The organism is Virgibacillus sp. GM2-2 (assembly GCF_055329585.1).
On record NZ_JBUZWC010000002.1, the window covers coordinates 212,313 to 238,263 of the forward strand.

Sequence of the window (25,951 nt, forward strand, 5' to 3'; positions counted from 1 at the left end):
GAGGGATTCAAGTGGAATTTCGTTATTTACCAATGACTGAAGCAGATAAGAAAGAAATGCTGTCAACTATCGGTGTTGAGTCAACAGAAGAATTATTTTCAGATATACCGAAAGAGATTCGATTCAATCGTGAACTTGATTTAAAAGTTCCTACTAGCGAGGTAGAGTTGAAGAAAGAATTAACAGCAATGGCAAATAAAAACGTAAATTTGAAGGAATATGCTTCCTTCTTAGGTGCAGGAGTTTATGATCACTATATTCCATCGGTTGTAGACCATGTCATTTCACGTTCCGAATTTTATACTGCGTACACCCCGTATCAACCAGAAATATCACAAGGTGAATTGCAAGCGATTTTTGAATTTCAAACGATGATTTCTGAATTAACTGGTATGCCAGTTGCCAATTCATCGATGTATGATGGTGGAACAGCGCTTGCTGAAGCGGTTAATTTAAGTGCTGCAACAACTAGGAAGAAAAAAGTGCTCGTTTCAAAAGCTGTTCATCCTGAATCAAGAGCAGTTATTCATTCTTACGCAAAGGGTCCAAACTTAGAAATAATTGAAATTGATCATAAAAATGGCATGACTGACCTAGAACAGTTAGCGAAAGAGTTGGATGACGATACAGCAAGTGTTGTTGTTCAATATCCTAACTTTTTCGGACAAATCGAACCTTTACAACAGATAAACGATTTAATCAGTCAGCAAAAGAAAACAATGTTTATTACGTCAAGTAACCCGCTTGCGTTAGGGTATTTGACGCCTCCGGGTGAATTTGGAGCTGATATTGTTGTAGGTGATTCACAAGTATTTGGTATCCCTGCCCAATTTGGTGGACCTCATTGTGGTTATTTTGCAACTACAGACAAACTAATGCGAAAGGTACCAGGTCGATTAGTTGGCCAAACTACGGATGAAGACGGTGTTCGCGGTTTTGTATTAACTCTACAAGCAAGAGAACAACATATAAGACGTGATAAAGCAACGTCAAACATATGCTCAAACCAAGCGTTGAATGCACTAGCTAGTTCGGTAGCAATGAGCTCAATTGGTAAACATGGAATTAAAAAAATGGCGAAATTAAATATGCAAAAAGCACAGTACGCAAAGCAACAATTACAAGATGCTGGGATTTCAGTAATTACAGAAGGACCATTTTTCAATGAACTTGTTGTGAAACTGGATCGTTCTATAGTGGAAGTTAATGAACAGTTATTGAAAAAAGGAATTGTAGGTGGATATGATTTAGAGCAAACCTACCCTGAATTAAAGGGACACATGTTGGTTGCAGTAACAGAAATACGTACAAAAGCAGAGATTGATGCTTTTGTTAAGGAACTGGGGGATATTCATGGCTAAAGAAAATTTTCCAATTATTTTTGAACGGAGTAAAGAAGGAAGAACTAGCTATAGTTTACCAGATTTAGATGTCCCTGAATTAGACATTAATGAAGGAGTAGACGATGTTTATGTTCGTGCAGAAGCTCCGGATTTACCGGAGGTTAGTGAGCTTGAAATTATGCGCCATTATACGGGTCTATCCAGACGAAATTATGGTGTAGATTCAGGGTTTTATCCACTTGGTTCGTGCACAATGAAATACAATCCAAAAATCAATGAAGATGTTGCTAGATTAGATGGATTCAGTCATATTCATCCTTATCAGGATCCAAAAACTGTTCAAGGTGCATTGGAGATGCTGTACGATTTACAAACTTCGTTAAGAGAGATTACTGGTATGCATGAAGTATCTTTGCAGCCGGCTGCTGGAGCGCATGGTGAATGGACAGGATTGATGATGATTCGTGCATATCATGAAGCAAACGGTGATACAGAACGTACGAAAGTAATCGTTCCAGACTCTGCCCATGGTACAAATCCAGCATCAGCAACTGTTGCAGGGTTTGAAGCGGTAACGGTAAAATCGAATGAAAAAGGTTTAGTTGATTTAGAGGATTTAAAGCGAGTGGTTGGAAAGGATACAGCCGCGTTAATGCTTACGAACCCAAATACATTAGGATTATTTGAGACTGAAATTCTAGAAATGGCAAAAATTGTTCATGAAGCTGGCGGGAAACTATATTATGATGGAGCCAACTTAAATGCAATTATGGGCTATACTCGTCCAGGTGATATGGGATTTGATGTTGTACATCTAAACTTACACAAAACGTTTACTGGACCGCATGGTGGCGGTGGTCCTGGATCTGGTCCAGTTGGTGTTTCAAAAGAGCTTGAGCCATATTTACCTAAACCACTTCTTGTAAAAGATGAAGAAGGATATAAGTTTGAATACGATCGTCCAAATTCAATCGGACGAGTGAAGCCATATTATGGTAACTTCGGAATTAACCTTCGTGCCTATACGTATATTCGTACAATGGGTGGAGAAGGTTTGAAGAAGGTAAGTGAATATGCTGTACTAAATGCTAACTATATGATGCGTAAACTGGAGAAAGAATTTGATCTTCCATATCCGCAGCATTGTAAGCATGAGTTTGTTTTATCAGGGAAAAGACAGAAAAAATTAGGTGTTCGTACGTTAGATATGGCGAAAAGACTCCTAGACTATGGTTATCATCCGCCAACAATCTACTTCCCACTAAATGTAGAAGAAGCATTGATGGTAGAACCAACTGAAACAGAATCAAAAGAAACGTTAGACGGTTTTATCGACACGATGATAAGTATCTCTGATGAAGCAAAAAATGATCCGGAGAAAGTACAAGAAGCACCACATACAACAATTGTAAAGCGTATGGATGAGACAACAGCAGCAAGAAAACCTATTTTAAGATATTATAAGTAAAAACAAAGAGCTGAAACAAAATGTTTCAGCTCTTTCCATTATTATTTTGCTTTCACTTTACCTGTCCAACGTTTAAAGCCACCCTTAAGTTGGTTTAAGTCTTGATAGCCTTTTTTATTTAGCATATGTGCTGCACGTGCAGATCTCGAACCGCTTTGGCAGTATAAATAAACTGGTTTATCTTTTCTTATTTCAACAAGACGATGCTTCATCTGTGTGACTGGTATATTTCGGGCACCTAAGATATGTCCTTTTTGAAATTCTTGAGGTTCTCTTACGTCGATCAACTGTGCTTTTCTGTATCCTTCTCTAAATTGTTCCTCTGTAAGTGTTTTTAAATACTTGCGTTGATTTAGGTATCGCATTACAGCAAAAACAATGATTGCCACAGTTATTGCTACTAATAATATTATCTGTAAATCCATTTTTTGTCCCCCAATTATTTTCTCTATGCTCCTTTTTCTATTATATTGCTGATAGAAGTATTTTTCAAAGCTTTTCTACAGTACATTTAACAAAAAATAGATTGGGTAAGGATTCTGTCATATTTTAATTTTGCAACCACCAAAATAAGTTGTAATTGATTTTTCTTTTGGCAATATCTTTTATTTTCGTCAATTTTACCTGTTTTTCGTAGGTTTTTGAGAATTGACATTTTACTTATCTTTCGTTCTAAGCACAATATATAGTATTTTTTATAAAATGATTAACTATATATTGTTATTTAGGACTGAATTATGATAGAGTGGGAATTAGATAATACATAAACTAAATAAGGGAGTGATACCGTTGTCGATTGCTGTTGAAGAAAGCAAGACGATTAATGTTACACAATTAAACGAAGATATAAAGATGTTTCCAGAGGTACATCCGATTACAGGAGACATGAAACTAACGCACAAAGGTGTGTCAAGGTTAGTGATGCTTGATCGATACGCTTTTAAAGACACGGAGAAAAAGACGTTAAAAGAAGGGGATTTTGTTGTACTAACAGTTAAAGCTGATCCTAAGTTTCCTGCTCGTGGATTAGGTTTTGTAAAGTCGATTAATCGGCAGGATAAGGTAGCGGACATTGAAGTTGATAAGGAATTTGTTTCTGTACTAGATGATGAAACAGAAGCGGCAACCGGAATAGTACAACGCTCACTAGATGTCATTGATAAACCACTTGAAATTTATTATGAACAAATCGCTATGCGTAATGCAACTGGATTATCAAGTGTAGAACAGACAGAAGAAAAACAACAGGAATGGTTTGTTAAATTTAATAAAGAGTTAGCAAACTTAAACTTTATTCCTGCCGGACGAGTTCTTTATGGTGCGGGAGCAGGAACAGATGTTACCTATTTTAACTGTTACGTTATGCCGTACATTAAAGACTCTCGTGAAGGCATTTCCGATCATCGAAAACAAGTGATGGAAATCATGTCTCGCGGTGGTGGTGTTGGAACAAACGGATCAACGCTCCGCCCACGTAATACCTTAGCAAAAGGTGTTAATGGTAAGTCATCTGGATCTGTTTCATGGTTAGACGATATTGCGAAACTAACGCATCTGGTAGAACAAGGTGGATCAAGACGTGGTAAATAGTTTTAAAGTGCCTCGTCTATAAACGAACCTCGTGAATTGCTGGAAACTCTTTTATGACTTATTGGCTACAACGTAACCGGAAACGGTAAGCGTGAATGCTCAAAAACAATAAGTGGTTAAAGACAATCAGCAGCCAAGCTCCGTACAGGAGAAGGTTCAACGACCATCGAAAACACGTCAATTTAGGCGGAAGTGAGTAGAGTAGAAATCAAGTGATTTCGAAGTGCGAGGACACTCAGGAAGAGTGTAAGATATGGTCTGAACTCTAAGGTGACTTAGAGAACTGATGTAACGAATCAGTGAAACAAATTGGCACAAATGATCATGCTAGTTGATTCTCACCCTGATATTATTGAATTTATTATTTCTAAAATGCAAAACCCTAGAATCCTTCGATATCTAATTGAGAACACTGAGGATGAACAAATTAGACAATTAGCAAAAGAAAAGCTTAAATTTACACCGTTGACTGAAACGGAAAAAGATTTATATCAAGGAATCATTAACTATCAAAACATTCCTGGCACAGGCGGATTTACTAAAGCTGCAATTCGAGAAGCACAAGAAAAGTTAAGCACTGGTGGAACATACGCAGTAAACAATTCAGAATTCCTAACTGGTGCAAACATTTCTATTTGTTTAACGAAAGAATTGATGGAAGCTATTGAGAACGATGGAATGTATGAGCTACGTTTTCCGGATGTTGAAAACTACACTAAAGAAGAAATGAAAGAATACAACGAGAACTGGCACAATGTAGGGGACGTTCGCAAATGGGAAGAAATGGGGTATGGTGTTCGCGTATACCGTCGTATTAAAGCTCGCGAATTATGGAATTTAATTAATATTTGTGCAACGTATTCGGCAGAGCCTGGTATCTTTTTTATCGACAATGCGAATGACAAAACAAACGCTAAAGCATATGGAGATCAGGTAGTTGCGACAAACCCGTGTGGGGAACAACCTCTCGCACCATACTCCGTTTGCAATTTAGCTGCAGTTAACTTAGCAGAAATGGCTCATCGAGAGACAAAATCTATTAACTTTGAGAAGTTGAAACAAACCGTTCAAACTGGTGTAAGAATGCAAGACAACGTTATCGACGCGACACCTTATTTCTTAGAAGAAAATAAGAAGCAAGCGCTTGGAGAACGTCGTGTTGGACTTGGCGTAATGGGCTTGCATGACCTGTTAATTTACTGCGAAACGGAATATGGTTCGGTTGATGGAAATAAATTAGTGGATCAAATTTTCGAAACGATTGCAACAACTGCTTACCGTACATCGATTGAATTGGCGAAAGAGAAGGGAAGCTTTCCATTCTTAGTCGGTGAATCGGAGACGGAAACACGATCACTCAGAAAAGCATTTATCAATACTGGATATATGAAAGAAATGCCTGAAGATATTAGAGAAGATATTTTGAAATATGGTATTCGTAATTCACATCTGTTAACTGTTGCACCAACGGGTAAACTAGTTGCCCCCTACAACTGTGAAGTTGTAGCGTAAACTTGGCTATATGCGGGAAACTCTCAGTATCCTTTCGTACTCGCGCCTTGCCAGCGCATAAACGAGTAATAACTGGAAGGTGGAGACAATCCGCAGGGAAGTCGTGGCTGACCCCTCAACGACTACACGCCGAGCAACCATGAGAATGCACCTTAGTATTTAATATGTAAACGAGGTGACATTTTGCAAAAAGAATGTCTAAATTGTAAAGTTATTATTAAGGTTAAACCCAGTCATTTTGATAGAAAAAAGTATTGTTCGCGTAAATGCAAAGGGGAATATCAATCAAAAAATCCAATTGCTTTCCAGCATTTGAGCAAAAAAATAACTGTTCAATGTACTAGTTGTGGTTCAGAAGTCGTAAGAAAGGCTTCAACAATAAGTGAGAAAAATTTTTGTAATCAAGAATGTAGGCGTGTCTATCTAAGAGAAAATGGTAAGATGATAAACCAACATTTGGTTAAACAAGTTACAAAAACTTGTCTTATATGTAATCGAGAGTTCAACGTTATTTTATCTCGACAAAACACTGCAAAGTATTGTTCAAAATCATGTGTGGGAAAAGCAAATGGGGCAAGGGGTAAAGTGCAATATAGAAGAAGAATTATAGTAAATTGCACTAATTGCACAAGTAAACTTGAGCGAAAGCCCTCAATTATTAAGAATTGGAATTTTTGTGATAGTAATTGCATGGCAGAGTTCTATGCAAAGTCCGGTGCATTTTCGGGAAAAAATAATAAAGCCTGGCAGGGTGGGGATATTGATTATTATGGTCCTAACTGGAGAACTCAGAGAAAAAAGGCCAGAATAAGAGATAATTTTACCTGTCAGGACTGCGGTTTAACTGAAAAGGAATATGGACATGAATTATCTGTCCATCATATTATTCCTTTTAGACAATTTAAAGGTGATTGGGAAAGTGCTAACAACCTTTCGAATTTAATAAGTTTATGCGAACATCCCTGTCACCGAAATAGACATCGAAACATGGTTGATGATATAGTCTGATCCTCATGGCGACATGAGGAGTGGGTACTGATAATCCCACCCTCTATCTTAAATAGAGAGTAACAAAAATGAGCACTGGTACAATGGTTGGCGTTTCTACCGGGTTAGAACCATACTTCTCATTCACTTATTATAGAAGTGGTCGACTTGGTAAGTTTATCGAAGTAAAAGCTGATATAGTTCAAAAATATTTAGAGAATAATCCTGATCAAGATCCTGATAATCTGCCAAAATGGTTTATTACGGCGATGGAATTATCACCAGAGGCACATGCTGATACACAATGTGTTATTCAGCGTTGGGTGGATAGTTCAATTTCGAAGACTGTAAATGCACCAAGAGGTTATACCGTTGATCAAGTTGAAAATGTATATCGTAGACTATATAACGGTGGTGCTAAAGGTGGAACGGTTTACGTTGACGGAAGCCGTGATTCACAGGTATTAACATTAAAAGCTGAAGAAAATTCGTTTGACGATCAATCAGAAGACGTATCGACCGCTACTGCTACAAAACCAAAAGTAGTATTAGTTGATACCGTTCATGAATTGGAAAAAACAAATGTAACCATTGGATCTGAAGTTGGTGACACCTGCCCAGTTTGCCGTAAAGGTAGTGTAGAAGATATGGGTGGATGCAACACATGTACAAATTGTGGCGCCCAACTAAAATGTGGTTTATAAAAATGGAAGAAGAATTGACCAGTATATGGTCAGTTCTTTTTTTATGGTTTTTGAAAACCCCCGGCTATGCCAGGGGTTCCATTGAGCTTCTAGCGTGGGGTCAAAAAAAGCCTCTCTTCATGGTAAGATAAGATTGGTTTCCCGACCACCAAATCTCGCCATAGAAGGAGGCGTGTCCAATGAAGGACAAGAATAGTTTAGCACATACACAGTGGAGATGTAAGTATCATCTTGTTTTTGCACCGAAATATAGAAGGCAAATAATATATGGAAAATAAAAAAGTATAGGAGAAATAATAAGGGAACTTTGCGAAAGAAAAAATGTTGACATACATGAAGCAAATGCATGCAAAGACCACATTAATATGTTAGTCAGTATACCACCCAAGTTGAGTGTGTCTCAATTCATGGGATATTTAAAAGGAAAAAGTAGTTTAATGATTTTTGATCGACACGCCAATTTAAAGAATAGATATGGCAACCGCAAATTCTGGTGTCGAGGCTTCTTTGTAGATACAGTGGGAAGAAATAAAAATCAAATTCAAGAATATATACGAAATCAGCTCAGAGAAGACTATATGAGCGATCAGTTAACATTATTTGAAGAATACGACCCCTTTCACGGGGAAGAAAAATAAAAAGAAATAAGAGATTCTTTTAGAATCAGCGAGTGAGTGTGGTGCAAAAGGAAAAACCATTCAGTGGGCCTTTTAGGCCGAGGTCGGTAATAGAGGCTTTCAGCCGCAGAGCAAACCACCAGTTCACACTGGTGGTTTTGATTATGCACTGATAGGAAAGTATAAGCTTTAAGAATATCAGTCTAAGGGCAACTAAAGCCTCCGCAATTAGTGCTTGGTGATAAGCCAAGTATTCTTACTGACATTCTTTCTTGTTTATCCAGTATTGTTCCTGTATGCTTTTATTAGAAACATTTTTGCATTGACTAAAAATTTATTCACTGAAATGAGGGATACTATTGCCTACACCTAGTATGGAAGATTACATAGAACAAATATATAAATTAATGGAATCCAAAGGCTATGCAAGGGTCTCAGACATTGCAGAACAACTTGCAGTACATCCATCATCTGTTACTAAAATGATTCAAAAACTGGACAAAGATGATTATGTAAATTATGAAAAGTACCGTGGATTTATTTTAACAACAAAAGGTAAGAAAATTGGAGAACGTCTCGTTTTTCGCCACGAATTACTGGAACAATTCCTAGAGATTATTGGTGTAGATGAAGATAAAATATACGAAGATGTTGAAGGTATTGAACATCATTTGAGTTGGAATTCAATCGATCGAATTGGCGAATTAGTACAATATTTCAATGCAGATAAAACTCGAATCAAAGATCTAAGAAAAATGGTATTAGATAATAAATAAAATTAGTTGTCCACTGTTCTAATCTCCTTAAAAGGTGCTTACATATGTAAAAAGACACCATGCGGGGAGAGAGACAATGAAAATAGATGTTGTGTTTTCAGGTGGTGGCGTCAAGGCTTTTGCGTTTATTGGTGTATTGCACAGCATGAAAGAAAATAATCTTGAGATTGAGCGTGTCGCAGGAGCATCAGCAGGTGCTATTCTTGCCGGTTTATTAGCTGCTAACTATTCAGTTAACGACATAGAAAAAATAGTAAATAGTATTGATTTAAAAGAATTATTAGATCCTCCACCAATTAGTAAAGTTATACCATTGAGTAAGTGGCTATTATTGTATTACAAAATGGGTATATATAAGGGAGAACGGCTAGAAAGGTGGATATATCATCAACTTGCTCGTAAAGAAATATATACGTTTCGGGATATAAAACCAGAAAACTTAAAGGTTGTTGTAAGTGATCTCTCTTTAGGAAAATTAATCGTCATTCCCGATGATCTTGATCGTGTATATGGTATCGATCCAGATCGATTTTTAGTTGCAAAAGCGATTAGAATGAGTGCTGGATACCCATATTTTTTTATGCCAGAAAAAATAACAGGTAAAACAGGAAAAAAAAGTTTACTCGTAGATGGCGGGCTTTTAAGTAATTATCCGTTGTGGATATTTGATCGCCCTGATAAGCAAAATGTGAGACCGGTGCTAGGTGTGAAGTTGAGTGAAGACGTAGAACATACCGACCCAAAAAAAATAAAAAATGTGATGGAGATGTCGCACGCATTATTTACAACGATGAAACAAGCTCATGATACGCGTTATGTACTGACATCTCATAAAAAAAATACAATATTTATTCCAATAAAAAAAGTAGAGACAACAAATTTTCAGATTGAGGAATCCGAAAAAAAGAATCTTATTAAACTTGGAGAGGTTCATGCAAGATCTTTTTTAAAAAATTGGCCGTAAATGAAAAACGAGCACCTAAAAGGTAGCTCGTTTATTTCGTTTATGCTTATTTCCATCAATCACACGTAAATGGGGTGCACGTTTCGTCATTCTTTTCTTCATTTGCATCGATTGTTTTTTCTTGGTATTACTACCAGTTACACCACTATAATTTTTTGCTGCATATTTTGACTTCGACTGTTTTACTGCGCTTTTGTACTTTTTCATTTCGTTTGAAGAAGCCCTTTTTCTGAAAAAGAAAACATAGATTACTGCAAAAATCGCAAGACCAACTCCAATCATCACCATTATATTAGTAAGAAAATCAACGGTGTTGGTAAATAGTTGGGTTAGTAAACCGATACCAGCAAGACCTAGAATCGCATAAAGAAAAATAGAAAATTTATTACGAAACATTTGTGTGTCCTCCTTTCATATGAACGGGCAAATGGTCTTTCATTACCTCAATAACACTTTCTATTGTCTAACTATCATAGATTATTTCCTATCTAGCTAAAAATATTCAAATCACATATTTTTTCTTGTTATTCATTTTACTAGAAAATACAGATAATCACTAGCAAGTATCATTAAAATTTTACATTATTAATTATCTAATATTGGTCATACTAAATGGTAGAGGTGGTTGTTAATGAAGAAAGAGCAAAATTTGGAACAAAATAAACAAGAGAAATCATATTCAGTGTTTGCAAGGTCTGTATTAACTGGATTCATTGGTGGGTTAATTGCAGGTACGGTAGGTCTCGTCATGTATTATTTTAATTTCTCAGAAGTTGGACCAACTTCTTATATTTTGCGCTCTTGGTTAGATACCAGTTGGGTGCATGAATGGTTAGGGGACTTAATTTCCATTGTAATAATAGGAGTAATTTCCATTGTTGTTGCAATAATATATTACGTTCTCTTGAAAAAAATGCGTTCTTTGTGGATCGGTTCTCTATTTGGTATTGTGTTATGGGGAATTGTATTCTATTTACTACAACCGATTTTTCCTAATATCCCGCCATTGAACGAACTTAGTTTAAATACAATTATCTCTTCATTATGTCTGTATATCTTATATGGAACATTTATTGGATACTCTATTTCATACGATTACCATGACAGCGTGATTCGAGGAAAGCAAATCCATAAGAAAGAAAGAGAACAACAGCGCGCATAATGCAGCTGTTTTTTTCTTTATCGTTATAAAATTGTCATCGTTTATGATAAACTAAACAGGTGAATGATTATGATTTTAAGGGGTATAGACCGCATGAAACGAATATTATTATTAAATGGACCCAATCTAAATCTACTAGGTAAACGGGAAAATGACATTTACGGTGACTTTTCTCTAGCAGATGTGGAATCTACACTAACGAAACTTGGCAAAGAAAATGGTTTCGAAGTTGAATGTTTTCAATCAAACCATGAAGGGGCGTTAGTTGATAAGCTTCACTATGCAAATGGTAAATTTGATGGGGTTGTATTTAACCCGGCTGCATACACACATACCAGCATTGCTTTACGCGATGCAATAAAAGCCATCAGTACCCCTGTAATCGAAGTACATATATCAAATGTACACAACCGTGAGGAATTTCGCCATCATTCGTTTTTGGCACCTGTATGTTACGGGCAAATAGTAGGCTTAGGTTTAACTGGTTATAAACTAGCCGCAATGGCATTCATTGAACAGAAATAGAAAGGAATGGGAGAAATGGAAAAAATAGAAAAATTACGAGCTGCACTATCTTCAAATGATTTAGACGCTATCATTATTACAAGTCCTTATAACAGAAGATACATAACAAATTTTACTGGAACTGCAGGTGTTGCAATTGTAAGTTTAACTGAAACAGGTTTCATTACTGATTTTCGTTATACGGAGCAAGCAAACGAACAGGCTACTGAATTTACTGTTGTTGAACACAAAAAAGCGATTGTAGAAGAAATTAGTAATCAATTGAAAGAATTAAATGTTAAGCGAGTGGGCTTTGAAAAAGATCATATGACTTATGCGACGTATGAACTTTATACGAAATCAATTGATCAAGAACTAGTTCCTGTAAGCGGTATTGTTGAAAAACTTCGCCTAGTTAAAACGAACGAAGAAATTGAAATATTGAAGGCTGCAGCAAAAATTGCTGATGACGCATTCGAACATATCCAAGGTTTTATAAAACCAGGTGTGAAAGAAATTGACGTTTCGAACGAATTAGAATTTTTCATGCGTAAACAAGGCGCGACCTCATCAAGCTTTGATATAATTGTCGCTTCTGGTTATCGTTCAGCACTACCACACGGTGTTGCCTCTGATAAAAAAATACAATCTGGAGAACTTGTAACATTAGATTACGGTGCTCTTTATAAAGGGTACTGCTCAGATACCACGCGTACTTTCGCGGTAGGTGAAATTAGTGATGAATTGAAAAAAATATATGATACGGTTTTAACAGCGCAATTAAAAGGTGTTGAAGGGATCAAACCCGGAATTACTGGAGTCGAAGCCGATGCGCTAACTCGTGATTATATTACCGAAAAGGGTTATGGCGAATACTTCGGTCATTCTACAGGACATGGAATCGGATTAGAAGTACATGAAGGTCCAGGATTATCATTTAAATCAGAAGCTAAACTTGAAGCTGGTATGGTTGTAACTGTGGAACCTGGAATTTATATTCCAAACGTAGGCGGATGTCGTATTGAAGACGACGTACTCGTTACAGAAGATGGCCATGAGCGTTTAACACATGCTACAAAAGAGCTTATACACCTATAAGAAGCATTGCAGAAAAGGGAGGAAGTATGAATGATTTCGGTAAATGATTTTAAGACAGGATTAACAATTGAAGTAGATAATGACCTGTGGCAGGTTTTAGATTTTCAACACGTAAAACCAGGAAAGGGCGCTGCTTTCGTTCGTTCAAAACTACGTAATTTGCGAAATGGGAATATCCAAGAAAAAACGTTCCGTGGTGGAGAAAAAGTTGAGAAGGCACATATTGAAACCAAAAAAATGCAATATCTCTATGCTTCAGGTGATGCGCATACGTTTATGGATACAAACACGTACGAGCAAATTGAATTACAAGCCAAACAAATTGAGTATGAATTGAAGTTTATGAAAGAAAATATGGAAGTTTCTGTTATTACTTACGGTGAAGAAATACTTGGAGTTGATTTACCTAATAACGTGGAACTTGAGGTTACAGACACTGAACCTGGGATAAAAGGTGATACCGCGAGTGGTGGAACAAAATCTGCTACATTGGAGACTGGTATTACTGTGCAAGTGCCATTTTTTATTAATAACGGAGATGTACTAGTAATCAATACATCAGATGGAAAATATGTTTCTAGAGCGTAAATTACTATTGAAAAAATAGCAGTCCACGGACTGCTATTTTTTCATTTACTACTATTTATTTTGACGATTTTGTTCAATCATTGAATTAGCTGCTTTCACTAACTCTTCTTTCTTCATTGTAACTTCCTCGCTTTTACCTTCCATATATCTAACAAGGTAACGTATCGTCTTGTCTTCGTTTAACCAACTGATACTTTTTTCTTGCTCGTTTTTTGTAAAGTATCCTTTTACATCATTATTTAGTGTAACAGTACTCGTATACTTACCAAATGTAGGTTTTTGGCCATCAACATCAAATGCCGTTACGTGCACTCTAGGAAAACTAGTTTTTGACTTCAAAATGATGTCAAAATTTGTTTTAACCCCAGGTGGTAAAACGCCTGTAGCCAACGTGAATACATCTACACGATCAATAACAAATGGAATAGTTTCTAACTCCGGAACCACAACTTTAGTTTGGAATTCTTCTGGTAATTTCATCCATTTATCTCTTACTTCCACACTTTTCTTGAAAATTGTTTGTAACGGGCTTTCTGAACTATTAGTTGTGGAATCTTTTGTCTTTGTCTCATTTGAATCTTCAGACTTAGGTTCAGATGCCTCTTCTGACTTGTTTGAATCCGAATCAGGGCTACACCCCACTACTACAAATGATAGTAGAATCAGAATCATTACATTTCTTAATGTTTTCATAATACCTCCTAGACCCCTAAATAATATATTGATAATCAAAGTTTAACATATAATACTATTCTGAGAAATATAAATCAACAAATCACTCTCTACTTTCAACTGTCATATCTATCAATTCTCCACATATAAATACTATAAACGATAGTAAGGTGATTCATACATGAATGAAATTTTACGATTATTTCCAGATTCAATTAAACACGCACTCCAGAAGAAAGTGAAAGACCATTGGGGTGAACTACAAGAAATTCGTTTTCGGTCAAATCAGCCAATTGAGTTAATCTATGACACAAAGGTTGATTGGATTTACGAAGTAATACCTGAGGGTAAAGATGGTATTTTCATTCTAAATCAACTAAGTCATTTCTCTTTATATCGAATGGAAGATGAACTAAGAGAGGGATATATAACGATAGAAGGTGGACATCGAGTTGGGCTGGCTGGAAAAGTGAATACACTAGGAGGAACAGTAAAAGCAATTCAACATATTACCTTTTTTAATATACGAATTGCAAAACAAAAAATGAACGTAGCAAGTCCATTAATTCCTTATTTATACCGAAAAAATTATAAAAATACATTGCTAATTGGTCCCCCGCAAACAGGAAAAACAACGCTAATTCGAGATATAGTACGAATGATTGGCTCTGGTTGGGGACATGTATCCCCTAAAAAAGTTGCAGTGATCGATGAACGTTCAGAGATTGGTGGTTCTATTAAAGGTATACCTCAACATAATGTAGGAATAAGAACAGATGTTATGGATGCATGTCCAAAGGCTGAAGGCATGATGATGATGATTCGTTCGATGTCACCAGACGTACTAATTGTTGATGAAATTGGGAGCAGTAAAGATGTACAAGCATTAATGGAAGCAATATTGGCAGGGGTGGTTGTTATTTGTTCTGTTCATGGACAAACCCTTTCTGAAATAAAAAAACGACCATCACTAAAGCCGTTATTTGAGCAAAATGTCTTTAAGCGATTTGTTTTATTGGAAAAGCACCGACAGCCAGGATATGTCAAAGCCATTTATGACGAGAGCAGCATCAATATACTAACGAAAAAGAGGAGTTTTGATGCATGGAGTGGATAGGAGCAATTCTGCTTATTGGTACCACAACATGGATTGGTTTTGAGATCAGCACAAAATTTCGAGAACGTCCAAAGATTATCAGACAGCTAAAAAATGCGCTACAAATTTTAGAGGCTGAAATCTTGTATAGCCAACTCCCGCTTCCAGAGGCATTCGAAAGTATTGCGAAACAGTTACCAGATCCAACTAGATCTTTTTTTCAAGAACTATCGTTAGAGCTAACGAGAGAAAAGACCGATTTATATAGCATTTGGAGTAAACAAGTCGATGTTTTAGGGCAATCGACAGCGGTTGGTAAAAATGAAAAAGAAATATTGAAACAGTTTGGTAGAACACTTGGACAACACGATTTTACTCAACAACAAAAACATATTCAATTAGCTGTTTATCATTTAGATCGAGAATTAGAAGAGGCACGTGATAATGAATTTAAGTACAGTAAGATGGCTAAAAGTTTAGGTATTCTCTGTGGATTATTTGTTGTCCTTCTACTGATTTAGAAACAATTTGAGGAAAGTAAGGAAAGGGGTACATCCATGCTCACAGATGCATCCATATTATTTCAAATAGCTGGAATAGGGATTATTGTTGCGTTAATCCATACCATTTTGAAGCAAATGGGGAAGGAAGAAATTGCTCAATTCGCGACCTTGGTGGGCTTCATTATTGTTCTCATTATGGTTGTTAATGGTTTAGCTGATTTATTTCAACAAATAAAATCTGTATTCCTCTTTCAAGGTTAGAGTCGAATGGACATATTACAAATAGTTATACTCGGCATCATTTCAAGCCTATTATTCATCATTTTAAAAGATACCCATGCATCAATTGCCTACTTACTCATTATTCTTACTGGAATCATTATTTTATCTGCAGTCATTACACAAATCGGGTCAGTCTTAAAATTAATTGAATCATTAGGAGAAAAAGCGTCCATCGATGGTATATACATGGAGACAATTCTTAAAATTATTGGAATAGCCTATATTGCTGAGATAGGTGCAAATATTACGAGAGATGCTGGACTATCTTCTGTTGCCTCCAAGATTGAACTAGCTGGAAAAGTGTTTATTTTGTTATTAGCTGTCCCAATCATATCAGCAGTAATAGAAGCCATATTAAACTTTTTACCTGTGAGTTAATCATGGAGAAGGGAGTAGAACTGAATGGATGAAATGTTCTAAATTAATCATACTTATTCTTGCCATTTTGATTGTAATAGTTTCTGACGTCACCGTATCAGCTGCAGCATCCACGAATTTAACTGATATTGAACAAAAAGTATTAGACAAGGTTTCGCTTGAAAACATTCAAGGGCACTGGAACGATTTGATAGGGAAATATGGCGGTTACTTACCAGCACTAGAAAAGTCTAGTTTGTATGAATTTGTTAAAAACAACGGATCAATCTCAATCAAAAGTACTTTACTTGGACTACTAGAGTATTTGTTTCATGAAATTATCGTAAATGGTAAATTGCTTGGTCTACTTCTTATGCTGACGCTCTTTTCCGTTTTATTACAAACTATGCACACTGCATTTGAGCGAAGTGTGGTTAGTAAAATAGCATATTTTACCGTTTATTTGGTTTTACTTTTCATTGCATTAAATAGTTTTTATCTAGTTTTTACTTATACAAAAGATGCAATTGATGCCATGAGTAGCTTTTTATTAGCTCTTTTGCCATTAATTTTAGGATTGATGGCTACTTTTGGAAATCTAATAACTGTTTCTTTTTTTCATCCAATTATCGTGTTTTTAATTTTTGCTAGTGGTTTTTTAGTATCAAACTTTATCTTACCAATGTTGTTCTTATCAGCAGTACTGTTGATTGTTAGTAGCTTAACTGAAGGATATCAAGTCACCCACCTAGCCAACTTGCTTAAGTCTATTAGTTTAGGAGTGTTAGGCGTATTCCTAACCATTTTTCTTGGTGTTTTATCTGTACAAGGTGCAGCTAGTGCGATAGCAGATGGTGTTGCTATGAAAACAGCAAAATTTATTACCGGTAATTTCATTCCGATAGTTGGAAGAACGTTTACCGATGCTGCTGACACAATATTAAGTGCTTCACTACTACTAAAAAACTCGGTTGGTATTGTTGGGCTTATCATCATTATTTTAATTGCCCTTTTTCCAGCGTTAAAAATATTCGCTATCGCATTTATTTATAAAGTAGCGGCAGCTGTACTACAGCCAATAGGTGATGGCCCCATCATTACGAGCTTAAACGTAATAAGTAAATACATTATGTTCATATTAGCTTCATTAATTGCGGTGACCATCATGTTTTTCTTAGCAATTGTCATATTAGTCGTTGCTGGCAACATTACCTTAATGCTGCGTTAGGAGGTTGTACATGGACGCGTTTGTTGATTGGATCACACAAATAATTATATTCATGTTACTCGCAACCATCATTGAATTGCTCATACCTGCTACGTCCATGAAAAAATATATTAAGTTGGTGATAGCGTTAATTTTAATATTAGTATTTTTAAAACCAATTTTTTATTTATTTCAGATAGATGTGAAGCAAGCGTTAAATGACTCATATGAAAGACTTGAGGCTACTATATCGAATAAAACAGATATGAAAAAATCAATAGAATTTCAAAAAAGTGAAATACAAGAGCAACAACGTGCATATATTGAAAAACAAATGGCTGTCCCACTAATAGATCTTGCTAAGACCCCTTTACTAGAATCTTACCAAGTAGCTATCACAGATATGGAACTCTTATTTGCATCAGAAAAAGCTCCTACATTCGACGATTTAGAGGAAGTCATTGTTTATATAGATCATGCAGAAGAAAGTGAGGAGGGTGTAACTATTGTAGATGAAATCGTAATCAATACAGATAAAACACATCGAAACAAGGATAGCCCAAAGCTAGAAAAGGTGGAAGAACTTCTGCGGGATATATGGGAAGTAGAAAATAAGGAAATTACTGTGGTCTGGAAAGGGGGGACATCTTGAAGGATTTTTTGAAGCAATTTTTTCAAACTGAAAAGGCTAACACGACAAAAAAGCCACCAACAAAGAAAACAAAATCATTAATCGTAATTGGAATTACCGGTTTACTCTTAATCATTATTGCAAATGTCTTTTCCAATTCATCAACAGAACCAACTCACGAACAAACTATTGGAAGTTCCGTACCAACCCAACAAGAATCGAAACCCACATTAGGTGATAAAAAATCATCGACATCTAATGTGAAGGATTTAGAATCAAGTTACGAAAAGGAACTTCAAGATTTATTGAACAAGATTGATGGAGTTTCTGATGTAGAGATTATGGTAAATCTTGATTCAACTAAAGTAAAAGTGTATGAAAAGAATTTAATTACAAGTAAACAAACCACTGAGGAAACTGATAAAAACGGTGGTACACGTGAAATAGAGGACTATACGAAGGAATCTCAAGTAGTGTTAGTAAGACAAGGCGACAAAGAAGTCCCTTTATTAGTACAGACGAAAAAACCTGAGGTAAGAGGAGTATTTGTTATTGCAAAAGGGGTAGAACAAGCGACAGTAAAAAAATGGGTTATTGAGGCTGTATCAAAGGTTTTAGATGTTCCAACACATAGAGTTTCAGTAATGTCAAAAAGTTAGGGGAGATTAATTTATGTTGAAAAAACAAACTGTATGGTTATTAACAATGCTAAGTCTAATGATTGTGTTAAGTGTCTACTACATGACATCACCAGATATGGATGATCAAGCTTTTATTAACGAGGGGCTTGAGCAAGATGATGGTGTAGTCACTACTAGTGATTCAGAAGCTACAGAAGGGGAAGCTGATGTAGATATCGCTGAAAGTGGACAAGATGAGTTCTTTGCAACGCTTCGATTGAACATTCAGGATACACGCAGTGAAATTAAGGATCGGTTAGATGATGTAGTTGCTTCAAGTTCTGCATCAACTGAAGCGAAAAACGAAGCATTAAATAAAATGGCTGAATTGGATCAGTTAGCAGCAAAAGAGTTTACTCTAGAAGAAACGATTGCAGCTAATGCTGAATACCAGGATGTATTAGTTCGATCTAATGGAGAAAAAGTTCAGGTTCATGTAAAAGCAGAAAGCGAGCTAACAAAAACAGAAACAGTTAATATCATGCAACTGGTACGCGACGAATTTGGCGAAATTCCAGTAGTAGTAGAATTTAGAAAAGCTACTTAATCATATTAACGAATAAGAAAAGGCTCTAGCATATCGGCTAGAGCCTTTATAATTTTACTAACTATTCGCAAATGGCTACTAATATTGGTATAATTGGGTTGAATACGTTATACATACTTGATTCCTCGTAATTATTTGCTATTGGGTTGAAGTTTAACTAGTATTTAGCGTAAAATGTTAAGAGGAGTTATTAGTACCTGTTCTTATTTTTATAATGAAGAAGGAGTGCCGAGCATGTTAAAAGTACAAGAAATACGCGAAATAATAAAACTAATTGATCAGTCATCGATTAATGAATTTTCCTACGAATCAGAGGATGCAAAGGTATCTTTGAAAAAAGCTGGAAGCGGTGAAGTTGTAGCATCACCTGCACCAGTAGTTGAACAACAAAAACCTGTTCAAGTACAAGAAGCAAAAGAACCAGTAACTAAGGTTGAAGAAACTACAAAAGCTACAGAAGCAAAAGAACCAGAAGTGAAAAAGGAAGAAAAAGCTGATTACGATTATGAAATTGTTTCACCTATGGTTGGAACGCTTTATACTGCAGAATCACCTGAAAGTGATCCGTATGTTCAAAAAGGAAGCAGCGTTTCAAAGGATACGGTTGTGTGTATTGTTGAAGCAATGAAACTATTTAATGAAATTGAAGCAGAAGTATCTGGTGAAATAGTGGAAATTTTAGTGGAAGATGGGGAACTAGTAGAGTACGGTCAACCACTATTTAGAGTAAAGACTAAATAAGGGGATGGAATAAGTGATTAAAAAACTGTTAATTGCTAACAGAGGAGAAATTGCTGTTCGAATAATTCGCGCCTGTAAAGAAATGGATATCCAAACGGTGGCTGTTTATTCGGAGGCAGACAAAGAAGCACTACACGTACAATTAGCAGACGAGGCATATTGTATAGGACCAACTGCAAGTAAAGATAGTTATCTTAATTTCACGAATATTGTTAGCGTCGCAACATTAACCAAGGTAGATGCTATTCATCCAGGTTATGGATTTTTAGCAGAGAATGCTGATTTCGCAGAGATTTGTAACGCTTGTAATATTACCTTTGTTGGACCGTCGGCTCAATCCATTCAAAAAATGGGAATTAAGGACGTTGCACGTGAAACGATGAAGGCGGCGAATGTACCAATTGTCCCTGGTTCTGAAGGTATTATTGAAAATGAAGATGAAGCTAAAAAGGTAGCTGATGAAATCGGATATCCTGTTATCATTAAAGCAACTGCTGGTGGTGGTGGTAAAGGTATTCGCGTGGCACGAAACCAAGAAGATTTGATAAAGGGTATTCGTGTTACACAGAAAGAAGCTGAAACGGCATTTGGTAACCCAGGTGTTTACTTAGAAAAATTTATTGAAGATTTCCGTCACGTAGAAATACAAATACTCGCAGATAAACACGGTAACGTTATTCACTTAGGTGAACGTGACTGTTCCATTCAACGAAGATTACAAAAGCTAGTAGAAGAATCACCTTCACCTGCCCTGAATGAAGAAATTCGCAATAAAATGGGTGAAGCTTCCGTTAAAGCGGCAAAAGCCGTTGATTATGTGGGTGCGGGAACCATTGAATATATTTTCGACCGAAAAAGTAATGCGTTTTATTTTATGGAGATGAATACACGTATTCAAGTAGAACACCCTGTAACTGAACTAGTAACAGGAATAGATATAATTAAAGAACAGATCCGAGTTGCTAATAACGAGAAATTATCCATTACGCAAAAGGATGTTACTTTTGATGGTTGGGCAATTGAATGCCGGATAAATGCAGAAAATCCATTTAAAAATTTCATGCCGTCTCCAGGAAAAATAGAAATGTACTTACCACCAGGTGGTTTCGGTATAAGAATTGATTCTGCAGCATACCCTGGTTATTCGATACCGCCATTTTACGATTCAATGATTGCGAAACTAATAACCTATGGTCCGACTCGCGAAGAAGCGATAAATCGTATGAGACGTGCACTAGATGAGTTTGTAGTTGAGGGAGTTCATACGACTATTCCATTCCACCGTTTAATAATGGAACATGATGTTTTCGTAAAAGGTGACTTCAATACAAATTTCCTTGAAGAAAACCCTATACTTGAGAAAGAGTAGAAGGTCTAAGCTTCTCGATGCGATCTATTGCTAAAATCTTAGATTTATTCTTACTTTAAAGTAAAAATAAGGGAGTGTTTCAATGAGTGAACAGCCTTTGTTAAACGTTAGTGAAGATGATAGTTTAGGAACAGTGGAAATTGCTCCAGAAGTAATTGAAATAATCACCGGTATAGCAGCTTCAGAGGTGAATGGTATTTCCTCCATGCGAGGAAATTTTGCTACAGGGGTTGTTGAACGGTTTGGTAAAAAGTCTCACAGTAAGGGTGTGAAAGTAGAACTACAAGATGGTGGAATTACAATTGATCTTTATGTAGTTTTAGATTTCGGTGTGTCAATTCCAAAGGTTGCCGAGGAATTACAAACGAATATTCGACAAACCCTTAAAAGCATGACTGCACTGGAGATTGCTGAGATTAATGTTCATGTGGTTGGTATTCAGATGGACGGAAAAGAAAGTACAGAAGTATAGGTAGTAAACGAAACGGTTAGAAGGTACTGAATCCTTTTAGCCGTTTTTCTTTTTTGTCTAGCTGCGGCTCCTAGCGCCTAGCAAATAGATAGTCAGGATGAATGTACGGAAAAAGCACCGTACGTGTCACCTGTCTATCTATTTGTACGTCGCTAAGCAGTCGCCTGCGCTTTTCTTGTCTATCTCCGGCTCCTAGCGCCTAGCAAATAGATAGTCAGGATGAACGTACGGAAAAAGCACCGTACGTGTCACCTGTCTATCTATTTGTACGTCGCTAAGCAGTCGCCTACGCTTTTCTTGTCTAGCATTGGAATATGGTTCGTGTTATTATTTGAAGAGATACGTTTAAAGGAGTAATGAATGATGAATCGACATGCAGCAAGAGAAAAAGCATTTCAAGTGTTATTTCAAATGGATTTGAATGAAATAGAACCTGCAATAGCATTAGCTGAAAGTGTAAAATCGGACAAGATTGATCCATTTCTAGAGAAGCTAGTTGTGGGCATTACGGAAAACAAAGACAAGGTAGATGAACGCATTTCTAATCACCTTGAAAAATGGACCATCCAACGTATTGCGTCGGTTGAAAAAACCATTCTACGGATTGCAACGTATGAAATAATGGAAATGGATGATGTTCCAACAAATGTCTCTATTAATGAGGCTGTTGAACTTGCTAACAAATATGGAGACGAAAAATCAGGGAAATTTGTAAATGGTGTGTTGTCCAAAATCATAGCGTAAAAGGGGAATAATGTTATGTCTGCTGAGATAATTAATGGAAAAGAATTAGCACAGCAATTAAAGGATGAAATGAGCAATGAAGTAACTGAGTTAAGAAATAAAGGAATAATACCTCACTTAACAGTAGTTCTAATCGGTGAAGATCCCGCTTCCAAGTCGTATGTAAGGGGCAAAGAGAAAGCAAGTGCTGAAACTGGAATATCGTCTGACATTATTGAGCTTCCAAAATCAACAAGTGAGGATGAATTGTTGGCTATTATTACGGACTTAAACGACAATCCAACCGTTCATGGTATATTAGTACAATTGCCATTACCAAAACATATCGCGGAACAAAAGGTAATTGAGCACATTAATCCTGAAAAAGATGTCGATGGATTCCATCCAGTTAATATTGGTCGGATGATGACTGGTAAAGATACATTTTTACCATGTACTCCGCACGGTATCGTAACAATGCTTAAATCCAAAAATATTCCGATCGAGGGGCAACACGTAGTCGTTATTGGAAGAAGTAATATTGTTGGTAAGCCAGTAGGACAATTGTTGTTAAATGAAAATGCTACCGTTACATATTGCCATTCAAGAACGAAAGATTTAAAACAATTCACTAAAAAAGCAGACATATTGGTTGTTGCTGTTGGAAAGCCAAATGTGATCGGTGCCGATTATATAAAACCGGGTTCAACAGTAATTGACGTGGGCGTAAATCGTCTGGAAAATGGTTCATTAACAGGTGATGTGCAATTCGATGAAGCAAAAGAAATTGCAGGGTTTATTACTCCAGTTCCGAAAGGTGTTGGACCAATGACAATAACTATGCTCCTTCAAAACACAATTAAGTCTGCTAAAGGAATGGCGTTACGTGAAGGATAAATACCTTACAGTTACAGCACTCACCAAGTATATTAAACGAAAATTTGATACAGATCCACATTTAAACCGAGTGTTTGTACGAGGTGAAATTTCTAATTTTAAACTGCATAGTCGCGGTCATATGTACTTAACAATTAAGGATGATCAAACAAGAATACAGGCAGTAATGTTTGCTGGAAATAATAAATCTTTGAAATTTCAACCAGAAAACGGGATGAAGGTTTTAATCACAGGAGATGTTGGAGTATTTGAACCATATGGACAATATCAGCTGTACATTGGACAAATGGAGCCTGACGGTGTTGGAGCATTATATTTAGCTTTTGAACAACTTAAGGATAAATTACAGAAGCAAGGTTATTTTGATCCAGCACATAAAAAAGAGATACCAACGTATCCAAAACATATTGGAGTAATTACGTCCCCAACAGGTGCAGCAGTTCGGGATATTATTACGACAATAAAACGTAGGTATCCAATCGTTAAGATTACTATTATTCCAGTTTTAGTACAAGGTGTAAATGCAGCAAAATCAATAGTTAAAGGTATTGGAGAAGCACAGGAACAATCAGATCTAGATGTATTAATTATTGGTCGTGGCGGTGGATCGATTGAAGAATTATGGGGCTTTAATGAAGAAATAGTGGCACATGCCATTTATCAGTCAACAATACCAATTATTTCAGCTGTTGGTCACGAAACAGATACTACGATTAGTGATTTTGTTGCTGATTTACGCGCCCCAACCCCTACAGGTGCTGCCGAATTAGCAGTACCATCACAAGTAGAATTGAAAGATAAACTTTTAAAAATTAATCGATCTTTAAATCGATCAATGATAAATATACTTCAATCATCATCATTACAGTTAAAAAGATTAAAGCAATCGTATGCTTTTAAATATCCTGAGCAACAAGTAAACCAAAGAGAACAACAACTTGATAAGTTAGTTGAACGGTTAAGCAAATCAGTACAAAATACCGTTAATAAAAATCACGATACATTAAAAACAAGTCAAAAACGTCTAGCAAATCATCATCCAGAAAAACAAATGGAACAGTTAGAAAAACGCATTGGTCAATTACAGAAACAACTTACAACTGGAATATCTCATATCACGACTGAGAAATCAAAACAGGTTGCGACAATGATTGATAAATTAACTTTATTAAATCCACTAGAAATAATGAAACGTGGTTATGCCATTCCCTTTGATCAGGATCGAAACATTATTAAATCGGGAGCACAAACGAAAAAAAATGATGTAATACACGTGAAATTATTACATGAAGAATTGACATGCCGAGTAGAAGCTATTAAAAAGGGTGAGGAATATGGATCAGAATGAATTATCTTTTGAGGAAGCAATGCTAAAGTTAGAAAAGATTGTGGAACAATTAGAAGAAGGGGACGTTCCATTAGAGAAAGCTATTAATTACTATCAAGATGGTATGAAGCTTTCGAAAATTTGTAACGATAAATTAATCAATGTTCAAGAAAAAATGACGAAAATTATGAATGAACAGGGAGAGTTAACCCCTTTTGACATACAGGAGGAGGATTAACTGTGCAGGCGACATTAGCATCTTATATAGAAGAAAATAAACAATTTATTGAACGAGAGCTTGATAAAGCGCTACATCAGTTGGATATACCGGAACAATTAAAAAAATCTATGTTATATTCATTTCAAGCTGGTGGAAAAAAACTTCGTCCCATTTTGATGATTGCAAGTTATGACACATATGGTACAAATAAGCATGAAATAATTGCGCCAGCAATTGCATTGGAAATGATCCATACGTATTCATTAATACATGATGATTTACCGGCGATGGATGATGATGATATGCGCAGAGGAAAACCTACAAATCATATTGTCTTTGATGAAGCTACAGCAATATTAGCAGGAGATGCACTGCTTACATATAGCTTTGAAATTGTCGCTTCCGATAATAATTTAACTGATGCAGCTAAGGTGTTTTTGATTCGTGAATTATCAAAAGCAAGTGGTCCAAAAGGAATGGTTGCTGGTCAAATTTTAGATATGGAAGCTGAACAGAAACCAGTCTCACTGGAGCAATTAGAAAATATCCATGCATTAAAAACTGGTGAATTAATTAAATTTGCAATTAAAACAGGTGCATATATTGGAAATGCAACTGAGGAGCAATTAAATTACTTGGACGAATTTGCGTACTATTTAGGGCTTATTTTTCAAGTGCAAGATGATATTTTGGATGTGACAGGTGATCAAGAAAAGCTCGGTAAACCTGTTGGCAGTGACCAGCTAAACAACAAAAGTACATATCCAAAACTATTAGGTAACCAAGGCGCACTAGAGCAGAAGGAAAAATATGTAGCATTAGCAAAGCAAGCACTAAAGAATGCTAATGCAACGAACTCTTATTTAATGCAGTTGACGGATTATTTCAGCACTCGAAATCATTAACAAAAAATA

General features: G+C 36.2%; 28 protein-coding genes and 4 pseudogenes. 29 read left to right on the forward strand and 3 right to left on the reverse strand.

What is annotated here, in order from left to right; all coding sequences use genetic code 11:
* The first annotated feature begins 11 nt into the window (after positions 1 to 11).
* Positions 12 to 1,361, forward strand: coding sequence for an aminomethyl-transferring glycine dehydrogenase subunit GcvPA (gene gcvPA, locus ACY9Z2_RS04820; RefSeq protein ID WP_463608479.1), 1,350 nt, complete (start codon positions 12 to 14; stop codon positions 1,359 to 1,361).
* The gene (gene gcvPB, locus ACY9Z2_RS04825) at positions 1,354 to 2,811 is read left to right on the forward strand and encodes an aminomethyl-transferring glycine dehydrogenase subunit GcvPB (RefSeq protein ID WP_463608480.1); all 1,458 of its coding nucleotides are present in this window, start codon (positions 1,354 to 1,356) and stop codon (positions 2,809 to 2,811) included. Before gcvPA ends, gcvPB begins: the two co-directional genes overlap by 8 nt.
* 41 nt (positions 2,812 to 2,852) lie before the next feature.
* On the opposite strand, the gene ACY9Z2_RS04830 is transcribed toward gcvPB, so the two are convergent.
* The gene (locus ACY9Z2_RS04830; protein WP_463608521.1) at positions 2,853 to 3,176 is read right to left on the reverse strand and encodes a rhodanese-like domain-containing protein; all 324 of its coding nucleotides are present in this window, start codon (positions 3,174 to 3,176) and stop codon (positions 2,853 to 2,855) included.
* A gap of 487 nt (positions 3,177 to 3,663) precedes the next feature.
* Between ACY9Z2_RS04830 and ACY9Z2_RS04835 the strand changes: the two are divergent.
* The 7 genes and pseudogenes from ACY9Z2_RS04835 to ACY9Z2_RS04865 all read left to right on the forward strand — a co-directional run.
* Positions 3,664 to 4,395 (forward strand): annotated as a pseudogene (locus tag ACY9Z2_RS04835) (ribonucleotide reductase barrel domain-containing protein); the annotation flags it as partial.
* A 318-nt stretch (positions 4,396 to 4,713) separates the two neighbouring features.
* Positions 4,714 to 5,874: pseudogene (locus tag ACY9Z2_RS04840) on the forward strand (ribonucleotide reductase barrel domain-containing protein); the annotation flags it as partial.
* Between the two features lie 222 nt (positions 5,875 to 6,096).
* The gene (locus ACY9Z2_RS04845; protein WP_463608481.1) at positions 6,097 to 6,921 is read left to right on the forward strand and encodes an HNH endonuclease; all 825 of its coding nucleotides are present in this window, start codon (positions 6,097 to 6,099) and stop codon (positions 6,919 to 6,921) included.
* A gap of 71 nt (positions 6,922 to 6,992) precedes the next feature.
* A pseudogene (locus tag ACY9Z2_RS04850) lies at positions 6,993 to 7,604 on the forward strand (ribonucleotide reductase barrel domain-containing protein); the annotation flags it as partial.
* Positions 7,605 to 7,783: 179 nt separating this feature from the next.
* Positions 7,784 to 8,242: pseudogene (tnpA, locus tag ACY9Z2_RS04855) on the forward strand (IS200/IS605 family transposase).
* A gap of 338 nt (positions 8,243 to 8,580) precedes the next feature.
* Positions 8,581 to 8,997 (forward strand): transcriptional regulator MntR, encoded by a 417-nt coding sequence (gene mntR, locus ACY9Z2_RS04860; RefSeq protein WP_463608482.1) that lies wholly within the window; start codon positions 8,581 to 8,583, stop codon positions 8,995 to 8,997.
* A 76-nt stretch (positions 8,998 to 9,073) separates the two neighbouring features.
* Positions 9,074 to 9,961, forward strand: a complete 888-nt coding sequence (locus tag ACY9Z2_RS04865; RefSeq protein WP_463608483.1) for a patatin-like phospholipase family protein — start codon at positions 9,074 to 9,076, stop codon at positions 9,959 to 9,961.
* A gap of 15 nt (positions 9,962 to 9,976) precedes the next feature.
* Here the strand turns inward: ACY9Z2_RS04865 and ACY9Z2_RS04870 are convergent, their stop codons facing one another.
* Positions 9,977 to 10,357: an SA1362 family protein gene (locus tag ACY9Z2_RS04870; protein ID WP_463608484.1), complete on the reverse strand. Its 381-nt coding sequence runs from the start codon at positions 10,355 to 10,357 to the stop codon at positions 9,977 to 9,979.
* A gap of 235 nt (positions 10,358 to 10,592) precedes the next feature.
* Between ACY9Z2_RS04870 and ACY9Z2_RS04875 the strand changes: the two genes are divergently transcribed.
* From ACY9Z2_RS04875 to efp, 4 genes are all read left to right on the forward strand, one after another.
* Positions 10,593 to 11,123, forward strand: coding sequence for a YqhR family membrane protein (locus tag ACY9Z2_RS04875; RefSeq protein WP_463608485.1), 531 nt, complete (start codon positions 10,593 to 10,595; stop codon positions 11,121 to 11,123).
* Positions 11,124 to 11,216: 93 nt separating this feature from the next.
* Positions 11,217 to 11,648, forward strand: a complete 432-nt coding sequence (aroQ, locus tag ACY9Z2_RS04880) for a type II 3-dehydroquinate dehydratase (RefSeq protein ID WP_463608486.1) — start codon at positions 11,217 to 11,219, stop codon at positions 11,646 to 11,648.
* 15 nt (positions 11,649 to 11,663) lie between these two features.
* Positions 11,664 to 12,725 carry a M24 family metallopeptidase gene (locus tag ACY9Z2_RS04885; protein WP_463608487.1) on the forward strand — a complete coding sequence of 354 codons (1,062 nt, stop codon included), beginning with the start codon at positions 11,664 to 11,666 and terminating at the stop codon, positions 12,723 to 12,725.
* 30 nt (positions 12,726 to 12,755) lie between these two features.
* Positions 12,756 to 13,313 carry an elongation factor P gene (gene efp, locus ACY9Z2_RS04890; protein WP_463608488.1) on the forward strand — a complete coding sequence of 186 codons (558 nt, stop codon included), beginning with the start codon at positions 12,756 to 12,758 and terminating at the stop codon, positions 13,311 to 13,313.
* A 51-nt stretch (positions 13,314 to 13,364) separates the two neighbouring features.
* On the opposite strand, the gene ACY9Z2_RS04895 is transcribed toward efp, so the two are convergent.
* Positions 13,365 to 14,006 (reverse strand): hypothetical protein, encoded by a 642-nt coding sequence (locus ACY9Z2_RS04895; protein WP_463608489.1) that lies wholly within the window; start codon positions 14,004 to 14,006, stop codon positions 13,365 to 13,367.
* A 160-nt stretch (positions 14,007 to 14,166) separates the two neighbouring features.
* Between ACY9Z2_RS04895 and spoIIIAA the strand changes: the two genes are divergently transcribed.
* The 16 genes from spoIIIAA (at position 14,167) to ACY9Z2_RS04975 (ending at position 25,942) form a co-directional block, all read left to right on the forward strand.
* The gene (spoIIIAA, locus tag ACY9Z2_RS04900) at positions 14,167 to 15,102 is read left to right on the forward strand and encodes a stage III sporulation protein AA (RefSeq protein WP_463608490.1); all 936 of its coding nucleotides are present in this window, start codon (positions 14,167 to 14,169) and stop codon (positions 15,100 to 15,102) included.
* Positions 15,090 to 15,602: a stage III sporulation protein SpoIIIAB gene (gene spoIIIAB, locus ACY9Z2_RS04905; RefSeq protein ID WP_463608491.1), complete on the forward strand. Its 513-nt coding sequence runs from the start codon at positions 15,090 to 15,092 to the stop codon at positions 15,600 to 15,602. The genes spoIIIAA and spoIIIAB overlap by 13 nt, the downstream gene beginning before the upstream one ends.
* A 36-nt stretch (positions 15,603 to 15,638) precedes the next feature.
* A complete protein-coding gene (gene spoIIIAC / locus ACY9Z2_RS04910) occupies positions 15,639 to 15,845 on the forward strand; it encodes a stage III sporulation protein AC (RefSeq protein ID WP_404452980.1) in 207 nt (68 codons plus the stop codon).
* A gap of 6 nt (positions 15,846 to 15,851) precedes the next feature.
* Positions 15,852 to 16,244: a stage III sporulation protein AD gene (gene spoIIIAD, locus ACY9Z2_RS04915; RefSeq protein ID WP_463608492.1), complete on the forward strand. Its 393-nt coding sequence runs from the start codon at positions 15,852 to 15,854 to the stop codon at positions 16,242 to 16,244.
* A 28-nt stretch (positions 16,245 to 16,272) separates the two neighbouring features.
* Positions 16,273 to 17,451, forward strand: coding sequence for a stage III sporulation protein AE (gene spoIIIAE / locus ACY9Z2_RS04920; RefSeq protein WP_463608493.1), 1,179 nt, complete (start codon positions 16,273 to 16,275; stop codon positions 17,449 to 17,451).
* A 10-nt stretch (positions 17,452 to 17,461) separates the two neighbouring features.
* Positions 17,462 to 18,082, forward strand: a complete 621-nt coding sequence (gene spoIIIAF, locus ACY9Z2_RS04925) for a stage III sporulation protein AF (RefSeq protein WP_463608494.1) — start codon at positions 17,462 to 17,464, stop codon at positions 18,080 to 18,082.
* Entirely contained in the window at positions 18,079 to 18,720 is a 642-nt protein-coding gene (gene spoIIIAG / locus ACY9Z2_RS04930; RefSeq protein WP_463608495.1) for a stage III sporulation protein AG, read from the forward strand. Before spoIIIAF ends, spoIIIAG begins: the two co-directional genes overlap by 4 nt.
* A gap of 13 nt (positions 18,721 to 18,733) precedes the next feature.
* The gene (locus ACY9Z2_RS04935) at positions 18,734 to 19,288 is read left to right on the forward strand and encodes a SpoIIIAH-like family protein (protein ID WP_463608496.1); all 555 of its coding nucleotides are present in this window, start codon (positions 18,734 to 18,736) and stop codon (positions 19,286 to 19,288) included.
* Between the two features lie 234 nt (positions 19,289 to 19,522).
* Entirely contained in the window at positions 19,523 to 20,029 is a 507-nt protein-coding gene (gene accB / locus ACY9Z2_RS04940) for an acetyl-CoA carboxylase biotin carboxyl carrier protein (protein WP_463608497.1), read from the forward strand.
* A gap of 13 nt (positions 20,030 to 20,042) precedes the next feature.
* Positions 20,043 to 21,398: an acetyl-CoA carboxylase biotin carboxylase subunit gene (accC, locus tag ACY9Z2_RS04945; RefSeq protein WP_463608498.1), complete on the forward strand. Its 1,356-nt coding sequence runs from the start codon at positions 20,043 to 20,045 to the stop codon at positions 21,396 to 21,398.
* 82 nt (positions 21,399 to 21,480) lie between these two features.
* Complete coding sequence (locus ACY9Z2_RS04950; RefSeq protein ID WP_463608499.1) at positions 21,481 to 21,870, forward strand: Asp23/Gls24 family envelope stress response protein; 390 nt, start codon at positions 21,481 to 21,483, stop codon at positions 21,868 to 21,870.
* Between the two features lie 363 nt (positions 21,871 to 22,233).
* Entirely contained in the window at positions 22,234 to 22,614 is a 381-nt protein-coding gene (gene nusB / locus ACY9Z2_RS04955) for a transcription antitermination factor NusB (protein ID WP_463608500.1), read from the forward strand.
* Positions 22,615 to 22,629: 15 nt separating this feature from the next.
* Positions 22,630 to 23,490, forward strand: coding sequence for a bifunctional methylenetetrahydrofolate dehydrogenase/methenyltetrahydrofolate cyclohydrolase FolD (gene folD, locus ACY9Z2_RS04960; RefSeq protein WP_463608501.1), 861 nt, complete (start codon positions 22,630 to 22,632; stop codon positions 23,488 to 23,490).
* Positions 23,480 to 24,838 carry an exodeoxyribonuclease VII large subunit gene (gene xseA, locus ACY9Z2_RS04965; RefSeq protein WP_463608502.1) on the forward strand — a complete coding sequence of 453 codons (1,359 nt, stop codon included), beginning with the start codon at positions 23,480 to 23,482 and terminating at the stop codon, positions 24,836 to 24,838. Before folD ends, xseA begins: the two co-directional genes overlap by 11 nt.
* Positions 24,825 to 25,055, forward strand: coding sequence for an exodeoxyribonuclease VII small subunit (locus ACY9Z2_RS04970; RefSeq protein WP_463608503.1), 231 nt, complete (start codon positions 24,825 to 24,827; stop codon positions 25,053 to 25,055). Before xseA ends, ACY9Z2_RS04970 begins: the two co-directional genes overlap by 14 nt.
* 2 nt (positions 25,056 to 25,057) lie before the next feature.
* Positions 25,058 to 25,942: a polyprenyl synthetase family protein gene (locus tag ACY9Z2_RS04975; RefSeq protein ID WP_463608504.1), complete on the forward strand. Its 885-nt coding sequence runs from the start codon at positions 25,058 to 25,060 to the stop codon at positions 25,940 to 25,942.
* The last annotated feature ends 9 nt before the right edge of the window (positions 25,943 to 25,951 follow it).